The 15,949-nt window shown below is 44.7% G+C and carries 12 protein-coding genes; 8 read left to right on the forward strand and 4 right to left on the reverse strand.

The annotated features are described in order from the left end of the window. Positions 1-201 precede the first annotated feature (201 nt). Positions 202-3,552 carry a transcription-repair coupling factor gene (gene mfd / locus P0M28_RS14220; protein WP_302210573.1) on the reverse strand — a complete coding sequence of 1,117 codons (3,351 nt, stop codon included), beginning with the start codon at positions 3,550-3,552 and terminating at the stop codon, positions 202-204. 125 nt (positions 3,553-3,677) lie between these two features. Between mfd and P0M28_RS14225 the strand changes: the two genes are divergently transcribed. After that, the gene (locus P0M28_RS14225) at positions 3,678-4,313 is read left to right on the forward strand and encodes a cytochrome c oxidase subunit 3 (protein WP_302210574.1); all 636 of its coding nucleotides are present in this window, start codon (positions 3,678-3,680) and stop codon (positions 4,311-4,313) included. Here the strand turns inward: P0M28_RS14225 and P0M28_RS14230 are convergent. Continuing rightward, positions 4,303-5,265, reverse strand: a complete 963-nt coding sequence (locus P0M28_RS14230; protein ID WP_302210575.1) for a RibD family protein — start codon at positions 5,263-5,265, stop codon at positions 4,303-4,305. The genes P0M28_RS14225 and P0M28_RS14230 overlap by 11 nt on opposite strands. A gap of 35 nt (positions 5,266-5,300) precedes the next feature. On the opposite strand from P0M28_RS14230, the gene prmC reads away from it, so the two are divergent. From prmC to P0M28_RS14265, 7 genes are all read left to right on the forward strand, one after another. Further along, positions 5,301-6,164: a peptide chain release factor N(5)-glutamine methyltransferase gene (prmC, locus tag P0M28_RS14235; protein WP_302210577.1), complete on the forward strand. Its 864-nt coding sequence runs from the start codon at positions 5,301-5,303 to the stop codon at positions 6,162-6,164. A gap of 60 nt (positions 6,165-6,224) precedes the next feature. Continuing rightward, entirely contained in the window at positions 6,225-6,815 is a 591-nt protein-coding gene (gene cysC / locus P0M28_RS14240; protein ID WP_302210578.1) for an adenylyl-sulfate kinase, read from the forward strand. A 19-nt stretch (positions 6,816-6,834) separates the two neighbouring features. Further along, positions 6,835-7,737 (forward strand): sulfate adenylyltransferase subunit CysD, encoded by a 903-nt coding sequence (gene cysD / locus P0M28_RS14245; RefSeq protein ID WP_302210579.1) that lies wholly within the window; start codon positions 6,835-6,837, stop codon positions 7,735-7,737. Positions 7,738-7,754: 17 nt separating this feature from the next. Further along, positions 7,755-8,039 carry a four helix bundle protein gene (locus tag P0M28_RS14250; RefSeq protein ID WP_302210580.1) on the forward strand — a complete coding sequence of 95 codons (285 nt, stop codon included), beginning with the start codon at positions 7,755-7,757 and terminating at the stop codon, positions 8,037-8,039. A 217-nt stretch (positions 8,040-8,256) separates the two neighbouring features. Next, complete coding sequence (gene cysN / locus P0M28_RS14255; protein ID WP_302210581.1) at positions 8,257-9,546, forward strand: sulfate adenylyltransferase subunit CysN; 1,290 nt, start codon at positions 8,257-8,259, stop codon at positions 9,544-9,546. Positions 9,547-9,698: 152 nt separating this feature from the next. Next, on the forward strand, positions 9,699-10,430 hold the full coding sequence (locus tag P0M28_RS14260) for a 3-keto-disaccharide hydrolase (protein ID WP_302210582.1): 732 nt from the start codon (positions 9,699-9,701) through the stop codon (positions 10,428-10,430). A 156-nt stretch (positions 10,431-10,586) separates the two neighbouring features. Continuing rightward, complete coding sequence (locus tag P0M28_RS14265) at positions 10,587-11,162, forward strand: hypothetical protein (RefSeq protein ID WP_302210583.1); 576 nt, start codon at positions 10,587-10,589, stop codon at positions 11,160-11,162. A 32-nt stretch (positions 11,163-11,194) separates the two neighbouring features. Here the strand turns inward: P0M28_RS14265 and P0M28_RS14270 are convergent, their stop codons facing one another. Together P0M28_RS14270 and P0M28_RS14275 are read right to left on the reverse strand one after the other, a co-directional pair. Continuing rightward, the gene (locus tag P0M28_RS14270; RefSeq protein WP_302210585.1) at positions 11,195-12,514 is read right to left on the reverse strand and encodes a glycoside hydrolase family 140 protein; all 1,320 of its coding nucleotides are present in this window, start codon (positions 12,512-12,514) and stop codon (positions 11,195-11,197) included. A gap of 99 nt (positions 12,515-12,613) precedes the next feature. Then, on the reverse strand, positions 12,614-15,847 hold the full coding sequence (locus tag P0M28_RS14275) for a PQQ-dependent sugar dehydrogenase (RefSeq protein WP_302210586.1): 3,234 nt from the start codon (positions 15,845-15,847) through the stop codon (positions 12,614-12,616). Between the last annotated feature and the right edge of the window lie 102 nt (positions 15,848-15,949).

The following is a 15,949-nucleotide window of genomic DNA, read 5'->3' on the forward strand; positions in this document are numbered from 1 at the left end:
ACAAACTGTTTTATAAATGATACTGCTAATTTGCACACATTCTCATAATATTAATAACGAATACTAGAAAAAATTATATGTATGTAAGTTACAGTATGAAATAAACAAGAAATAGCAAAGTTCAATGCGAATACTACGATAGTAACGAATTAAAGAATTCAAAATTATCTTGCTACAGACAATTTTAACACCTGCTCATTACTACAGTGAACTAATATCATCTAGTGTGCTAATGGCTTGTTGGGTATTCTCGGTTCTTTCTATGGACAAGATTGGTCGCTTTTTAGTTTCTTTAATACGGCACCGCTTCGGATGCTGCTGCACGTACTGAATAATTTTCCCAAAGGTTTCTGATTTGAAGTAGGACTCATTATCTAATCCTACGATGTAGCATTTCATCAACCCATTTTTCAGTGTAAGCTTTTCAAAGCCTAGCTGTTCGGCCTTCCAGCGTAACCGTACGGTAGACATCAACTCGTGAACGGGTTCGGGAATTTCGCCGAAGCGATCTTCTAGCATTTTTTTGAATTCCTGAAGCTGCTCTTCATCTTTAATATTATCCAGCCGGGAGTACAGGCGCAAGCGCTCAGTAGTATTGGCCACGTAATCTTCGGGAATAAGTACTTCCAGGTCAGTTTCAATGCTGCAATCTTGGACGAGCGGTTTAACTACTTCACTCAACTCGCGAGTAAAAAGGTCTTTAAACTCTGTTTCTTTTAGCTCCTGAACGGCTTCATCCAGAATTTTATGGTACATCTCAAACCCTAAATCAGTGATGAAACCAGTTTGCTCAGCTCCCAGCAAGTTGCCCGCCCCGCGAATATCCAGATCGCGCATAGCTACTTTAAATCCATCGCCTAACTCAGAATACTCTTCTAAGGTAGAAAGCCGCTTGCGCGCATCGGACGTAAGGCCGGAAGAAGGAGGAGAGAGCAAGTAGCAAAACGCTTTACGGTTTGAGCGGCCTACCCTACCCCGCATCTGGTGCAGGTCGGATAATCCGAACATATGCGCGTTATTAATCAAAATAGTATTGGCGTTGGGAATATCCAGCCCCGACTCAATAATATTAGTGGAAACTAGTACATCGTATTCGCCCTCAATAAACCGGAGCATGGTTTTTTCCAGCTTCGCCCCGTCCATTTGTCCGTGGGCTACGGCGACCCGAGCGTTGGGAACCAGTCGTAAAATAATGTTAGCGACTTCTTCAATATTGCCCACGCGATTATGGACAAAGAAAACCTGTCCGCCCCGCTTCAGTTCAAAGCTGACCGCATCACGAATAATGCTTTCGTTGAAAGTATGAATTTCGGTAGTAACCGGACGACGGTTGGGAGGTGGAGTGGCGATGATGCTCAAATCGCGCGCGCCCATCAGCGAAAACTGCAAGGTTCGGGGAATGGGAGTGGCGGTGAGGGTTAGCACATCGACGTTCACCCGCATTTCTTTTAACCGCTCTTTTACCTTCACTCCAAACTTTTGCTCTTCGTCAACAATTAGTAAGCCCAAATCCTTAAATTCAACATCTTTGTTCACAATGCGGTGCGTACCGATCAGAATATTGACTTCTCCGGCTTTTGCCTCCTTCAGAATTTCTTTAATGTTTTTGGTAGACTTAAAGCGGTTGATATAATCTACTCGCACCGGAAAATCAGCCAAACGATTATTAAACGTATGGTAGTGCTGCATAGCCAAAATAGTGGTGGGTACCAGCACCGCCACTTGCTTGCCTTCAGTTACCGCTTTAAACGCTGCTCGAATGGCTATTTCGGTTTTTCCAAAACCTACATCACCGCAAATAAGGCGATCCATGGGATGACTTAGCTGCATATCGCGTTTTACATCTTCGGTGGCAGTAGCCTGGTCGGGAGTATCTTCAAACATGAACGAAGATTCTAATTCAGCTTGCAAGAAGCTATCGGGCTGGTAGGTAAAACCGGGAGCCGACTTACGTTTGGCGTATAGGTCAATCAGGTCTTTAGCAATATCCTGCACCTTTCTCTTCGCCCGCTTCTTTTTGTTTTCCCACTCGGGGGAACCTAATTTGCTGATGGCGGGCGGACCTTCTTCTTTCCCGCTGTACTTAGAAATTTTGTGTAGCGAATGTACACTGACGTACAGTAGATCATCGTCGCGATAAACCAAGCGGATAGATTCCTGCTCCCGACCGCCCATATCCATTTTCTCCATTCCTGCAAAACGACCAATGCCGTGGTCGATATGCACTACGTAGTCACCCACTTTGAGGGAACGTAGCTCCTTGAGGGTAATAGCCTTCGACTTGGCTCGAATACCTTTGGTTTTGTACCGATGAAAACGGTCAAAAAGTTGGTGGTCGGTGTAGCAAGCAACGTTCAGGGTTTTATCAACAAAGCCCTCCCGTAGCGAAGTGTACAGTGAGTTGAAAGCTACTTCAGAATCAAGCTCATCAAAAATTTTGTGGAGTCGCTCAATCTGTTGCTCCGAATCGGAGACAATAAAATTGGTAATGTTGCGGTCCTTATTCTCGTGCAGATTAGCCGCTAGCAATTCAAAATTTTTGTTGAACGAAGGCTGTGGCTGACTTTTAATGGTGAAAACTTGATTGGTAGAAAAAGAGAACCGATGACCAAACTCTACTTGCGTAAACGGTACCAAACTTTCTAAAAAGCTAGCCTTAGTCTCGAATAGCATATCCGGGCTAAAAACTACTTGCGTTCCGTTAGACTCGACCATTAGGGATTCAAAGTTCTCGCTGGCCTCTACGTAGTAGCGGTTCACTACATCTTCCGCCGCCTCTATATCTTTCCACCAAATTTGGGTATTATCGGTGGGTAAAAAACTGATGAACGATTGCCGCTCTTCTTCCAGCAGTTTAGTCTGCACATTAGGGATAATGCTCACCTGATTTACTTCTTCTTGCGAAAGTTGAGAAGTGATTTCAAAGGTGCGAATGCTCTCTACTTCATCGCCGAAGAGTTCAATTCGGTAGGGTAACTCGTGGGCGTAGGAGTAAATATCAATGATACCGCCTCGTACGGCAAACTGCCCTGGTTCGTACACAAAGTCACTTTTCTCAAAATCGTAGGTAGTAAGTAACTCCGCAATAAACTGAGTGTCTAGTCGCTCGCCCGCTTTAATAAAGAATGTATTTTCTCGAAGCGAACGCTGGTTAATTACTTTCTCGGCTAGCGCATCGGGGTAGGTAACAATTAAATGCCCGTGAGTGGGAGTATTACTGATAATGTTTAGAATCTCGGCCCGCATTAGTACGTTGGCATTCTCGGTTTCATCTAACTGGTAGGGCTTTTTGTATGAAGCCGGAAATAGGTGAATTTCTCGCGAGGGATTTAAATTCTGAAGATCATTCTGAAAGTAGGCAGCAGCTTCCTGATCCGAAAGTACGAACAGCATCAGTTGCGGATTTATCCGGTACAAAGCACTTGCCAGCACCGCATCCAAACTACCTGTTACTCCCTTTAGCTGGGCTTGTGGTGCAGTACTAAGTTGGGTGGCTAGCGTTTGTATGAAACTATCGTCAGCGTATTGTTTAATAAATTGGGTGGGCTGCACAGAGTGGTACAATTATGGGACAATTAAAAAATAACAAGTCTGGAAAATAATCGTTTTGAAAGATAGCTAGAACTAAAAGCTCCCGGATATGTTTCTTTGATTAGGTATCAGAATAGATTTGGTGAATGATGCAAAACTACCATAAAAACACTGAAAAAGCCGAACGCGACAACGCAATTACTCGCTTAGAAAAGCTACACCCCCACAAAACATTGTTGTATCTGGCTATTTTTGGTAGTAGTTTGGTCTTCGTGTTTATGGTGGTATCCTACACCATGAGTCAGCGTAGCCCCGATGTTTTTATCGATTTTGAATTTCCTAAAGCATTCGTGGTAAGTTTAGTGCTACTGATGTATTCTAGCTACACCATGACTCGGGTAGTGCCTGCCTTTTTAAAGGATGATTTAAAATCAGTAAAAAATTCCTTGGGTATTACACTACTGTTGGGAGTTGCGTTCACTATCTCTCAGTATGTAGGCTGGTCAGAATTATATCGCTCTGGTATTTATCTTTCGGGCGAAGCATCAGGGGCGTATTTATACGTTATTTCAGGCTTGCATGTGCTTCACTTGGCAGCCGGGCTAGTAGTGCTCACGGTGATGTACACCCAGATAAGCACTATTTCTCGCGACCCGGTAAAAATGCTGATTCTGGTAACCAATCCTTATCAAAAGATTAAGTTGGAGATGCTGGCCACGTACTGGCATTTTGTAGATGCCCTCTGGCTAATTCTCTTTTTCTACTTCCTGTTTAGCTTCTAAAGTAAGTTGTTAACTGATCTTCACTCACCCGTTCTTCGGCTACCAAGTATTTTTCTTCAACAGTTGGTGCAGTAATTCCCTCACCGAAGGTGGTTTTACTGCTAAATACCCGAGCCTCGTCCCACCAGCCTTGCTGAATCAGAAACGATAAAAACTGCGAGCCACCTTCTATAAAAACTGAGACAGCTTGCCGTCGGTACAAATCAGTCAGCACATAAGCAATACGCTGCGGCCAATTGGCAGTATCAGGAAGTGAGGTAAATTCTAAATTGGATACGCTGAGTGGTGGCCGATGGGTGTAGCAAAGCGTAGGTTGGCTTTGGTCGAATACGTTTAGCTGCTTATCTAACGTTTGGTCGGGATCAACCACAATGCGAAGCGGGTTTTCGCCCGACCAATCCCGCACGTTTAATTGAGGGTTATCGTAACGATAGGTGTTCTTGCCCACCCAAATAGCTGCTTCCTGCGAACGCCACCGATGCACCAGCTTTCGAGCGTGAACCCCGCTAATCCACTTGGAGTCATAGTTGGAGCGAGCTACCAAGCCATCAGCCGTTTGCGCCCATTTTAAAACGATGTAGGGGCGCTTTTTTTGGTAAAATGTGTAAACCCGTCGGTTAACCGACCATTCTGCTGAGCGAAGAAAATCATCGAACTCTCTGGCAATCTGTACCTCTTTTATTCCAGATTGGTCGGCAAACGCGTGAAGTTCGGCCGAGTTTTCAAAAGGGTTGGTACTCACAAACAGCGTAGAGTTAACCGGAAACGTAATTTCTTTCAAGCAGTCTGCAAGCTGATTTTGGTACGGCAAATCAGGGTTCAACCATCCTTCGGCTACTATCTGCTGCTGAGCTACCACCCACCCTATCTGCGGGTGAATAGAGACCTTTTGAAATCTGGAACGGGCTAAGTCAATGCTTCTTTGGGCGAGAAGTCGGCGATTTTGAACCATCTTGCGTAGCTTTGTGCCAAGTTACAAAGTTTATAATGCTAATTAGTGCCCGCAAACTATATAATCAGCTACAGGATCAACTGTCTGACACGCTCAAGAAACACTACTCAACTCGAGAAATCGATACCGTGCTACGTTGGTTACTGGAACATACGCTATCTCTAACCCAGACCGATATATTGGTAGACAAAGAAACAGCACTATTGGACGTTCAGCAAAAGCAGTTGCACCACTACGTAGAGCGGTTGAATCAAGAAGAGCCAATTCAGTATGTTTTGGGCGAATGTGAGTTTTACGGGAGAACATTTGCGGTAAACCCTCAGGTGCTTATTCCCCGACCAGAGACTGAGGAACTGGTACAACTAATTGTTCAGCAGCACTCAAAGGCTGAAAATTTAAAGATACTCGATATTGGCACTGGCAGTGGCTGCATCGCAATCACGCTAGATAAAGAGCTACCTCAATCTACCGTCTGGGCATTAGATAACAGTCCGGATGCTTTAGCCATTACCCGGCAGAACGCTCACCGTTTGCAGTCATCAGTAGAATTTGTAGAGATGGATATCCTGGCTAATACGCCAAACATAGAGCAATTAGAGATGATAGTGAGTAACCCACCCTACGTACTCCAGTCGGAAAGAATGAATATGCGCCAGAATGTGCTAAAATATGAGCCGCAAACCGCTCTTTTTGTAGAAGATACTAATCCGCTTCTATTTTACCGTCGAATTTCGGAGCTTTGCACCCAACAACTAACCCGTGTGAAATGGGTATATTTGGAGATACATGAGAAATTTGCACCTGAAATTAAAGCTTTACTGACCCAGGGTGGCTTTGTAGCTGTGCGTACGGTAAAAGATATGCAGGGTAAAGATCGATTTATAGTTGCCAGTCGCTGAGAACCAAATTTTTATCATGTGATACACGCATTCTTTTGCGAAGGATATAATTTTAGATAATTGAATAACATATACCCTATTTTTGACACTATTCTAGGCCAAGCCGATAAGGAGGCCTTGTTGAAGCAACGAGGCAAAGTAATTTGGATGGTAGGCTTATCGGGTTCGGGAAAAAGCACATTGGCGCGAGCCGCCGAAAACGCTCTACACCAGCAAGGAAAAGTAACCATGCTGTTAGATGGTGACAACCTTCGAACGGGAGTAAACAATAATTTAGGCTTTAGTCAGGATGACCGTCGGGAGAATATTCGTCGGGCTGCCGAACTTGCCAAGCTTTTTTCGCAGTGCGGTATCATTACAATCTGCTCGCTTATTAGTCCCACCGATAGTATTCGCCAGATGGCAAAGAAAATAATTGGCGACAACTACTTTGAGGTATTCATTCACTGTCCGCTGGCGGTATGTGAAGAACGCGATGTGAAAGGTTTATACGCCAAAGCCCGTCGGGGCGAAATCAAAGACTTTACCGGAATCTCTTCTCCCTTTGAGGAGCCTCAGCAACCCAATTTAAAAATTAGTACTCACCAACAATCTATTGAAGAAAGCCATCAGTTGCTAGTCAGTAAGATTTTAGAAACGACCTCTTATTAATTCTGAAAATCAGTCAGTTATGAAATATAGCCTAACCCATTTACGGCAATTAGAATCGGAAGCTATCTTTATTATGCGGGAGGTAGCCTCGCAGTTTGAAAAACCGGTACTGCTTTTTTCCGGGGGAAAAGATTCTATCGTGATGGTTCACTTAGCTCAGAAAGCCTTCTGGCCGGCTAAAATTCCGTTTCCACTCATGCATATTGATACCGGGCATAATTTCCCGGAAACGATTGAATTTCGTGATCGGCTGGTAGACGAATTGGGTGCTAAGCTGATTGTGCGCTACGTGCAAGATTCTATCGACCAGGGAAAAGCGGTGGAAGAGAAAGGAGCTAACCCCAGCCGGAACGGTTTACAAACCATCACGCTGCTAGATGCCATTGAAGAGCTAAAGTTTGATGCGGCTTTTGGTGGTGCCCGGCGCGATGAAGAAAAAGCCCGAGCGAAAGAGCGTTTTTTCTCTCACCGCGATGAATTTGGTCAGTGGGACCCGCGCAACCAACGCCCGGAACTCTGGAATCTATTCAACGGAAAGAAGACGTTGGGTGAGCACTTTCGGGTATTTCCGCTGAGTAACTGGACTGAAATGGATGTATGGCAATACATTGCGGCGGAGAACCTGGATATTCCCAAAATCTACTTCTCTCACCAGCGCGAAGTAGTGAAGCGCGATGGAGTTTTGTTAGCCAAATCGGAATTTATCACCTTATTAGAAGGAGAGTCTTACGAAGAACGCCAAATCCGCTTCCGCACCGTAGGCGACATGACTTGTACCGGATCGGTAGAATCTCCAGCCAATACACTGGAGGCAATCATTCAGGAAGTGGCTGCTGCTAAAGTTACCGAACGCGGTGGCCGAGCCGATGATAAACGCTCCGAAGCCGCTATGGAAGATCGGAAGAAGCAAGGTTACTTTTAAGATGTGAAATATGAAATGTGAGCCGGGTCGCTGGGCGATATGAAAAATCACAAAAGCGAAAAATAGAAAAAGAGGAGTATGAAGGAGGGGATTTGAAGCAGAGGACGAAAGATTTTGCATCAAGCATTATTAAATTGAGCAATAGTATAGCTAAAAATGAAGCAGGAAGAATTATTAAAAGACAATTGTTGAGATCGGCAACTTCAGTTGGCGCAAATACCCGAGCAGCATTCCGGAGTAGAAGCCGAAAAGAATTTGTTGCTAAGCTAGGAATAGTCATTGAAGAGGCTGACGAAAGTTGATACTGGCTAGAGTTGTTAATTGAAGGAAACATGATGAGCAAAAACGATACAGTTGAAGCACTAATGAAAGAACCCGCAGAACTCACAGCTATTTTTGTTTCAATCAAACAGCGTTACAAAACCTAGCTTCCACATACTAGAACAGGTTTCGTATTTCAAATTTCACATCTCATATTTTCTAAATTTCTCATTTTACATCTCACATCTCATATTTTCTATGGATTCTCAATTACCAGACATACAAACCAGTGAGCAGTATTTGAGCATGGACTTGCTGCGGTTCACTACGGCCGGCAGTGTAGACGATGGCAAAAGTACCCTGATTGGTCGTCTGCTCTACGACAGTAAAGCCATTTTTGAAGATCAGCTCGATGCGGTAGAGCAAGCGAGCACCAATGCCGGTGACGAAAACGTAAACTTGGCGTTGCTCACCGATGGGTTGCGCGATGAGCGGGAACAGGGGATTACAATTGATGTAGCCTATCGTTATTTTGCTACACCTAAGCGTAAATTCATAATAGCGGATACTCCTGGCCATATTCAGTACACTCGTAATATGGTGACCGGAGCTTCTACCGCTAATCTCGCCATTATTTTGGTGGATGCGCGCCACGGAGTAGTAGAACAAACCTGTCGTCATGCTTTCATTGCTTCCCTCCTACGGATTCAGCACCTAATTTTGTGTGTAAATAAGATGGACTTAGTGGACTACGCACAGGATCAGTTTGAAAAAATCCAGCAAGAATTTAAGGCGTTTAGCTCTAAACTAGACATTCCGGATATTCGCTACATTCCGATTAGTGCGCTGAAGGGCGATAATGTAGTCCATAAATCAGAAAGCACGCCTTGGTACGAAGGTGGGAGTTTACTCTACACACTAGAAACAGTACAGATTTCTAGCGACTATAATTTTGTAGACAGTCGGTTCCCAGTGCAACGGGTAATTCGTCCGCAGTCGGATACCTATCACGATTACCGAGGCTACGCCGGAAGAGTAGCAGGTGGAGTGTTCAAGCCGGGCGATGAAGTAATTGTGCTTCCATCCGGGCTTACATCTAAGATAACGTCCATTGCTACCATTGACGGAGAGTTAGAAGAAGCCTTCCCACCCATGTCGGTTTCCATGACCTTAGAAGATGATATTGACACCACTCGCGGAGATATGATTGCTAAGCCGGATAACCAACCTAAAGTAGGGCAAGATATTGATTTAATGATCTGCTGGCTCAATGAAAAGAAGCTAACCCCCCGCGGAAAATACGCCATAAAGCATACCACCAAAGATGCCCGCTGCATTGTGAAAGAAGTAAAGTACAAAGTGAACATCAATACGCTGCACCGCTTAGAAGATGACCTGGAAATTGGGCTAAATGACATTGGGCGAATCAGCATTCGCACCACCACGCCTCTGTTATACGACAGTTACAAATTGAACCGTGCCACGGGAAGTGTAATTCTGATAGACGAATTTACCAACGAAACCGTTGGTGCTGGAATGATTATCTAACTTTTTCTGCTAACCTGTGGCTAGGGTGCGATTGCATATGACACGGATGGCACGGTGTTTATGACCATAATATCATAGGCATTTGGAGGAGGAAATACGAAACAATGGATGATAATGCTTATTGATACTTTAATCAAACTCAACTTTAAAATATGATATTGAGGATCACTGTTGCCATCGTAGTATGCTTGTTGGGATGTTCCCCGCCCTCCAATAACTCGGAAGAAGTTACCAAAGAAAAACAAGCGACCACCTCTTCAGAAGAGTGGCAGTTTCTGTTCAACGGGGATGACCTTTCTGGATGGGAAGTGTTGGGAGGCGACGCCAACTTTTACGTGGAAGACGGCATGATTGTAGGGCTAACTGAAAAAGGTCTACCCAACTGCTTTTTAGCTACCCAGGGCGAATACGATGACTTCGTTCTTGAGGTAGAATTCAAAATTGATTCGGCTATAAATTCAGGCGTTCAGATTAGGAGTGCTACCTATGAGAGGGATACTACTATTGCCTATATTAATGGTAAACTGGAAGAAGGCTCGCGAGATTGGGAGGCCGGTCGTGTCTATGGTTACCAGGTTGAGATCGATCCTTCTGAGCGAGCTTGGACGGGTGGTTTCTACGAAGAAGGTGGTCGGGGATGGCTAGTTCCTCTAACAGGTCAGCCGAAAGCCCAAGAAGCATTTAGGGCAGGTGACTGGAATCGCTTTAAGATACGAGCAGAAGGTAACACCTTCAAAACCTGGATTAACGATGTAGAGGCAGTACAAACTACCGACGAACAGCATAGTAAAGGGTTCATCGCATTGCAACTACACGGTGCTGGAAGAGAAGAACAAGTAGGACAGAAAGTGTATTACCGAAACATCAGGATCAAAGAACTATAGCAGAATTTAGACAAAGACACCGGTCTTATTTCTGGAAGCTTAACAAGACTTCATTGATGATTTTGCGTCACTCCTATTAAAAAAGACTAAGAAGCTGGAATCATTTAGTTGGTTCTGGCTTTTTTGTTTAAGAACTACATGCAACTTTTTTAACCTATGGTAAAAATTGAAAAAGAACTGAGGCAGGCAATTATTGAAATGCCCGAAAAGGAGAAAGATAAATTACTGCTTCGGCTAATTGCTAAAGATTTAAATCTACTCAACCAGCTACAGTTTAAGCTGCTGGAAGGTGAAGGAGCTACGCAAGAACGTAAAGAAGAGGTAAAAGACTATATTCAGCGGAAGGCAGAGTACTATCCTGCGTACTATTACAGCCCAGGGTATTTGATGATGGAGATGCGAGATTGTAGCGGAACAATTAATGAGTACCGCAGTATTACCAAAGATAAGATTGGCGAAATTGAGCTTCAGCTCGATATGCTCATTTCGCTACTCAAACCTAACATGAAGAAACTGACAAGTGCCCCACCCAGAAAAATGCTGAAGTTCACTCCGTATGTAGTGAAAAGAGCGGGGAAAATTATTGGTATGATAGAAAAACTTCATGAAGATTATCACTTGGAATTCATGGATGATTTGAAGCGACTAGGCGAACTAATTAAACAACTAGACCCTGAAATGAAAGTAGCTAGAATAAATGACGTAGATATTCAGTTGCTGTATGATAGCTGATAATCAAATCAGCGTAACTGAGCTTGGAGAAATTATTGGGCATTACTCAGCAAAATCCAATCCTGCTGATCGGGCGTAGCAATAGTTGGTTTGGCGGGTAAAGAAGAAGTTTCAATAATCGTAGTCTCGCCACTGCGTGGGTTGAACCAAGAGAGTTCTATCGCTTCACTAGAAAGTATTGATAAATCAACTTGCAGTTCTCGACCGGAGGGAACGTAGGTAATAGCCTGGGAAGAATCAGTTGAAAAGGCAGTAACGGCATAGTCGTTAGTAGCATAACCGCCGTCTTCCCGTATGATAAATGTTCCTAGCCAATCGGGTTGTAAATGAGGCCAGCCGAATGATTGCATGAGTGGTGGTAAATGCTTTAAACTTTCCGCTCCCGGGAATTGCAGCACCTCGCGCCAATCATCCCGAAGGTGCCAGTTGGGTGAACCGTAGGCGTGACCAGTAGCACCCGAAAGTACGGCCCAATAGGCTTGCTTTCTAGCCTGAAGTGCCGAACCCCAGTTATCGTGTTCTCCTTCGTAGGTGGATTCGCCCAGAAAAAACGGGAGGGCGGGAGTTTTTTGGTATTCGTCGTAGCATACCTCGTATACATCCGGCTGAATTTTATTCCAGGCCTTGTTAAACCCTCGGAAGTAGGTATATACCATAGATACGTCTAGCCAATCGGCATCAGGAAAGACATCGGTACTACTGTGGGTGGAGGAAGCGTGGTAGGTAAATAGCTGGTTATTAGAAGTTTGGTGTAAACCCTCGGCCATCGCCTCAATTTCTTCCAGTGCATTGAATGGGTCGTTGTCGCCACCCAGTACCCACATAATATGATCGTAATTGCCGTAGCGGTTCCCGACCCACTCGCCGTAGGCTCGGGCTTTTTCTACTCCGTTCCGGTTGAGCGGTAACGGATTGCCTTCGCTGTCTTGCCCAGCATAATCTTCGCGACAGCAACCCGACCACAGTGGTACTATGGCTAATAACAGGTTTTGCTGTTGAGCTTCTACTACGATACTGTCTACTCGCTGAAAGAATTTTTCGTTAGGCTGAGCTAAGTCATAATTGTTATCAAAAGGCAGCTCACCGTAGATGTTTTCTAAATCCTTCCCGCCAGTCAGCATGATCTGTAGCGTATTAAAACCCTGCGCTTTTCGGGCTAGCATGTATTCCTTCACCTCGGGCATAGTAAGTTTAAAAAACAGAAACCAGGGAGTATCGGCCTGATACAGAAACGGGGTTTCTTCGGCATTAACCAAATAGCGTTGATTTTCGCTAATAGATAGTGGGAAAACAGTTTGAGCGATGCCTTGCGCTGACAGAAAAAAAGCAAATAGAAAAAATAGAGGTTGCATGAGATGAAATTAGGCTAAGGAAATTGGTAAATGCAAGTTTAGAAAAAAGCCGAGACCAATTTAATGACCTCGGCTAAAGATATAAAGATAGTTGCTCGCTTAGCGACTAGCAACCCGCGAGTCGACCTCACTGTTCTGAAAATAAATCCAGTCAACGGAGGCTTTGGCCGAGTTATCATCAGAAGCACGGGTTACGAAGTAAAGCGTGTGCGTTTCTTTTGGGTTACGCTGAATGGGTAAATCAATTGTTGTCCATTCGGTAGCTCCGCCTGTAGCGGGAATAGCTGTTTCAGCAACCACATCGCCATCGACAGCATCTAACCGAACTTCCAACGTGATTCCTGCTTGGTTGGCTGCTACTCTGGTTTGCAGCATATCGATTCCTTGTAGATTAAAGTTCTCGAAGGTAAAGTAGCTACCATCGCGCATATCAGTCATAAAGGCATAATTAGTCTGGCTGGGCTGCCGAGGGCGACACTGGTACCGTTCATCGTGCAATTCTGCTTCTACTTTTGGGTTACGTAACATAATCGTCTTTTCCCGAGTCAGCGAACCCACCGGATCACCACCTTGGTCTTTATACTTCACGGTTAGCTCGTAGGTACCGCTTCCGGTCACCAAGTGCTGATCGGCTACGAAACTGCCTTGCAACGGTAATAATGAGGCTTCATCAATAGACAAGATATAATCGACGATGTTTTCGGCTTCTTCGCGAGAAACGGCCTGAGCAGGCATGGCTCGGTCGCCCCAGTTACCCATTCCACCTTGAAGAATTTTGTTAACTAGCATAGTAGTTACTTCTTCACTACGTTCGTAGCGTTCGGCTACGGCGTTGTAAGCGGGGCCAACCGATTGCTTTTCAAAACCGTGGCAGGCTTTGCAACCACTATTTTCAATCAGCGATAATCCGTCTACTACCATTTTGTGCCCCATATCATCTTCACTACCCGTCGCGGCACCCGGAACAAAGTTGAACGCAAAGTTGACGTTTTGAGGATCAATACCACTCTGAAGGCTACCGTCTTCCTGATCTTCTACCACTACTTGATACGCTATGGGAGCGTTATCCCAGTAAAAAGTCTGATTAGAAGCGAGCTGAATATCAACTGCTGGCGGTTGATTGCCCACCTGTATTTCAATGTCTTTACTGGTTGACTCGCCTTTATCGTCTAGAGTAGTCAGTTTGACCGAATAAATACCTGGCGCATCAAAAGTAAAACTAGGATTTGCCTCTTCGGATTGCACATTATCGGCATCGGTGAAGTGCCATTGATACGATAGTTGATCTTCTTCATCATAATCGAAAGAACCCTCACTAGAAAAATTGACAGTGAGCGGAGCAGCACCTACGGTCTCATCGGCGGCGATTTGCACCACCGGGGCCCGGTTTCCCTCGAAGTAATCTATTTTGGAAAGGGAAGCATCAGGGTTCTTGGCAAACCAGTCGGTACCGTATTCTAGCAGGTAGATGCTACCGTCGGGGCCCATTTCCATATCAATAATTTTCACGAATTTTGTAGAATCCAAGAAAGGTTCTAAACGTACCAGGTCGCCGTTATTGTCTAGCGTGACTGCAATAATCCAGTTCCGCATCCAGTCGTAGATAAACAACTTCTCGTCGTAGTACTTAGGAAGCTTAGTGTCGCTGTGGGGGAAATGATCGTAGTGATACACCGGGCCAGCCATAGCATTCCGGCCACCTTTACCCAAAATAGGAAACTCAGGAGAGTCGTCGTAAGGGTACCAGATTAGTGCCTTCTTGAAAGGTGGTAAAACCTTAGTTCCCGTATTGTTAGGTGAATTATTGACCGGAGCGTTAAAATCAAAGTACTCGCCAATTTCTCCGGTAGCAAAATCGTAGTCGGGGTAAGCTCGGTTTCCCCGGAAATGAGGCCAGCCGTGGTTACCGGCTTCTTTGGCCTGATTAATTTCATCGTATCCTTTCGGTCCTCGTTCACTATCAACTCGGGCATCGTTACCTACATCGCCCCAGTAAAGCCAACCCGTTTTCTGGTCTATACTGATGCGGTAAGAGTTCCGCGTTCCCATCGTATAAATCTCGGGTCGCCCGACCGAACCATCTTTAGGAAATAAATTATTGTCAGGAATGGAGTAAGTAGCGTCATCATTCACTCGGATACGAAGTACTTTCCCGCGCAGATCGTTAGAGTTTCCGGATGAACCTTGGGCATCAAACGGTGCCCGCCCCGGCCGCTCGTCAATCGGTGCATAACCATCAGACTGGAAGGGGTTGGTATCGTCTCCGGTGGAAAGATACAATAAACCGTTGGGGCCAAAAGCAATAGAACCACCCGTATGGCAGCATTCATCGCGCTGTACGTCTACTTCCATAATGAGCTTTTCCGATGACATAATCAGACTATCGCCTAGCAATAAAAATCGGGAAAGATGCTGAACTGGCTTATCTCCTACTGGAGAATAATACAGATAAATCCAGTTGTTATGGTAAAAATCGGGATCTTTGGCGATACCCATCAGTCCATCTTCAAACTTAGTATGTACATCTAGCTGAGCAATGGTTTTATAGCTCTCTGTTTCGGGGAAATACATTTTAACGGCTCCCTTTCGCTCGGTGAATACCACTTTACCATCAGGTAAGATAGTGAGTTCGGTAGGCTCATTCAGTGGGCCGGGAATGAGTACTTTTTTGACGAAACGATTATCTTCCGGCACGGGTAATGAGCGAGCAACCGCGTAATTCAATTGATTATCGCCAATAGCAAACTCGATACCTTCCAGCACAGTAGCTTGTAATTGATCACTTTCCAATCCGGTAGAAATATCCTGACCCCCTAAGTAAAAAAACTGACCCCCATCGTAAGGGCGTTTAATTTGCTTTGATGCAGATTGATTTTCAGCTTTATCAGACACTGAGGTAAGCTCTACCGGAGTCTGTTGATACTCAGGATTCTCGATAACTTCGGGCTGACTTTTAAGTACGCTTTCGTACCAAGGCCAGGTATATTTGGCTTGAATAGGCGCATTGATAGCCACTAATCCACCTCCGGCCTGTACTAGTCGTTCAACATTTGTTTGAACTTGTACCGATAGGGTATCGGTAGGAAGACCAAGCAACAAAACCGCACTGTACTGCTGGAGCTGCTCTTCGGATATCTGATTGAATTGACTGGTGGTATCTACCTTAAAGTTTTGATTTTCGCCCAGTTGGCGAAGAATACTGATACCCTGAGAAGCTTGGGGATTCGTTTGCTCAAATAGTACTAAAATCTGACGATCGCGGGATTCGCTGCATCCGTTCAGAAAAAAAAGGCCAAAGACAGAGACACAAAGTAGCTGTAGAAAAACTCGCATATTGATTGATTTGAACCTACCTTATTGCAGGCAGTGTGAAAATTACAAGTGATACGGATAAATAACTAGAATCAACTAAGAATAAGTTTCCTGCTGAAGTTC

This window comes from Tunicatimonas pelagia, assembly GCF_030506325.1.
GTDB classification, from domain to species: Bacteria; Bacteroidota; Bacteroidia; order Cytophagales; family Cyclobacteriaceae; genus Tunicatimonas; species Tunicatimonas pelagia.

What these genes read in the sequence shown, in the direction of transcription:
- P0M28_RS14270 (WP_302210585.1), bottom strand. Translation starts at nt 12,514, where the DNA reads ATGCAACCTCTATTTTTTCTATTTGCTTTTTTTCTGTCAGCGCAAGGC.
- cysN (WP_302210581.1), top strand. Translation starts at nt 8,257, where the DNA reads ATGGATTCTCAATTACCAGACATACAAACCAGTGAGCAGTATTTGAGC.
- P0M28_RS14260 (WP_302210582.1), top strand. Translation starts at nt 9,699, where the DNA reads ATGATATTGAGGATCACTGTTGCCATCGTAGTATGCTTGTTGGGATGT.
- prmC (WP_302210577.1), top strand. Translation starts at nt 5,301, where the DNA reads ATGCTAATTAGTGCCCGCAAACTATATAATCAGCTACAGGATCAACTG.
- P0M28_RS14225 (WP_302210574.1), top strand. Translation starts at nt 3,678, where the DNA reads ATGATGCAAAACTACCATAAAAACACTGAAAAAGCCGAACGCGACAAC.
- P0M28_RS14230 (WP_302210575.1), bottom strand. Translation starts at nt 5,265, where the DNA reads ATGGTTCAAAATCGCCGACTTCTCGCCCAAAGAAGCATTGACTTAGCC.
- P0M28_RS14275 (WP_302210586.1), bottom strand. Translation starts at nt 15,847, where the DNA reads ATGCGAGTTTTTCTACAGCTACTTTGTGTCTCTGTCTTTGGCCTTTTT.
- P0M28_RS14265 (WP_302210583.1), top strand. Translation starts at nt 10,587, where the DNA reads ATGGTAAAAATTGAAAAAGAACTGAGGCAGGCAATTATTGAAATGCCC.
- cysD (WP_302210579.1), top strand. Translation starts at nt 6,835, where the DNA reads ATGAAATATAGCCTAACCCATTTACGGCAATTAGAATCGGAAGCTATC.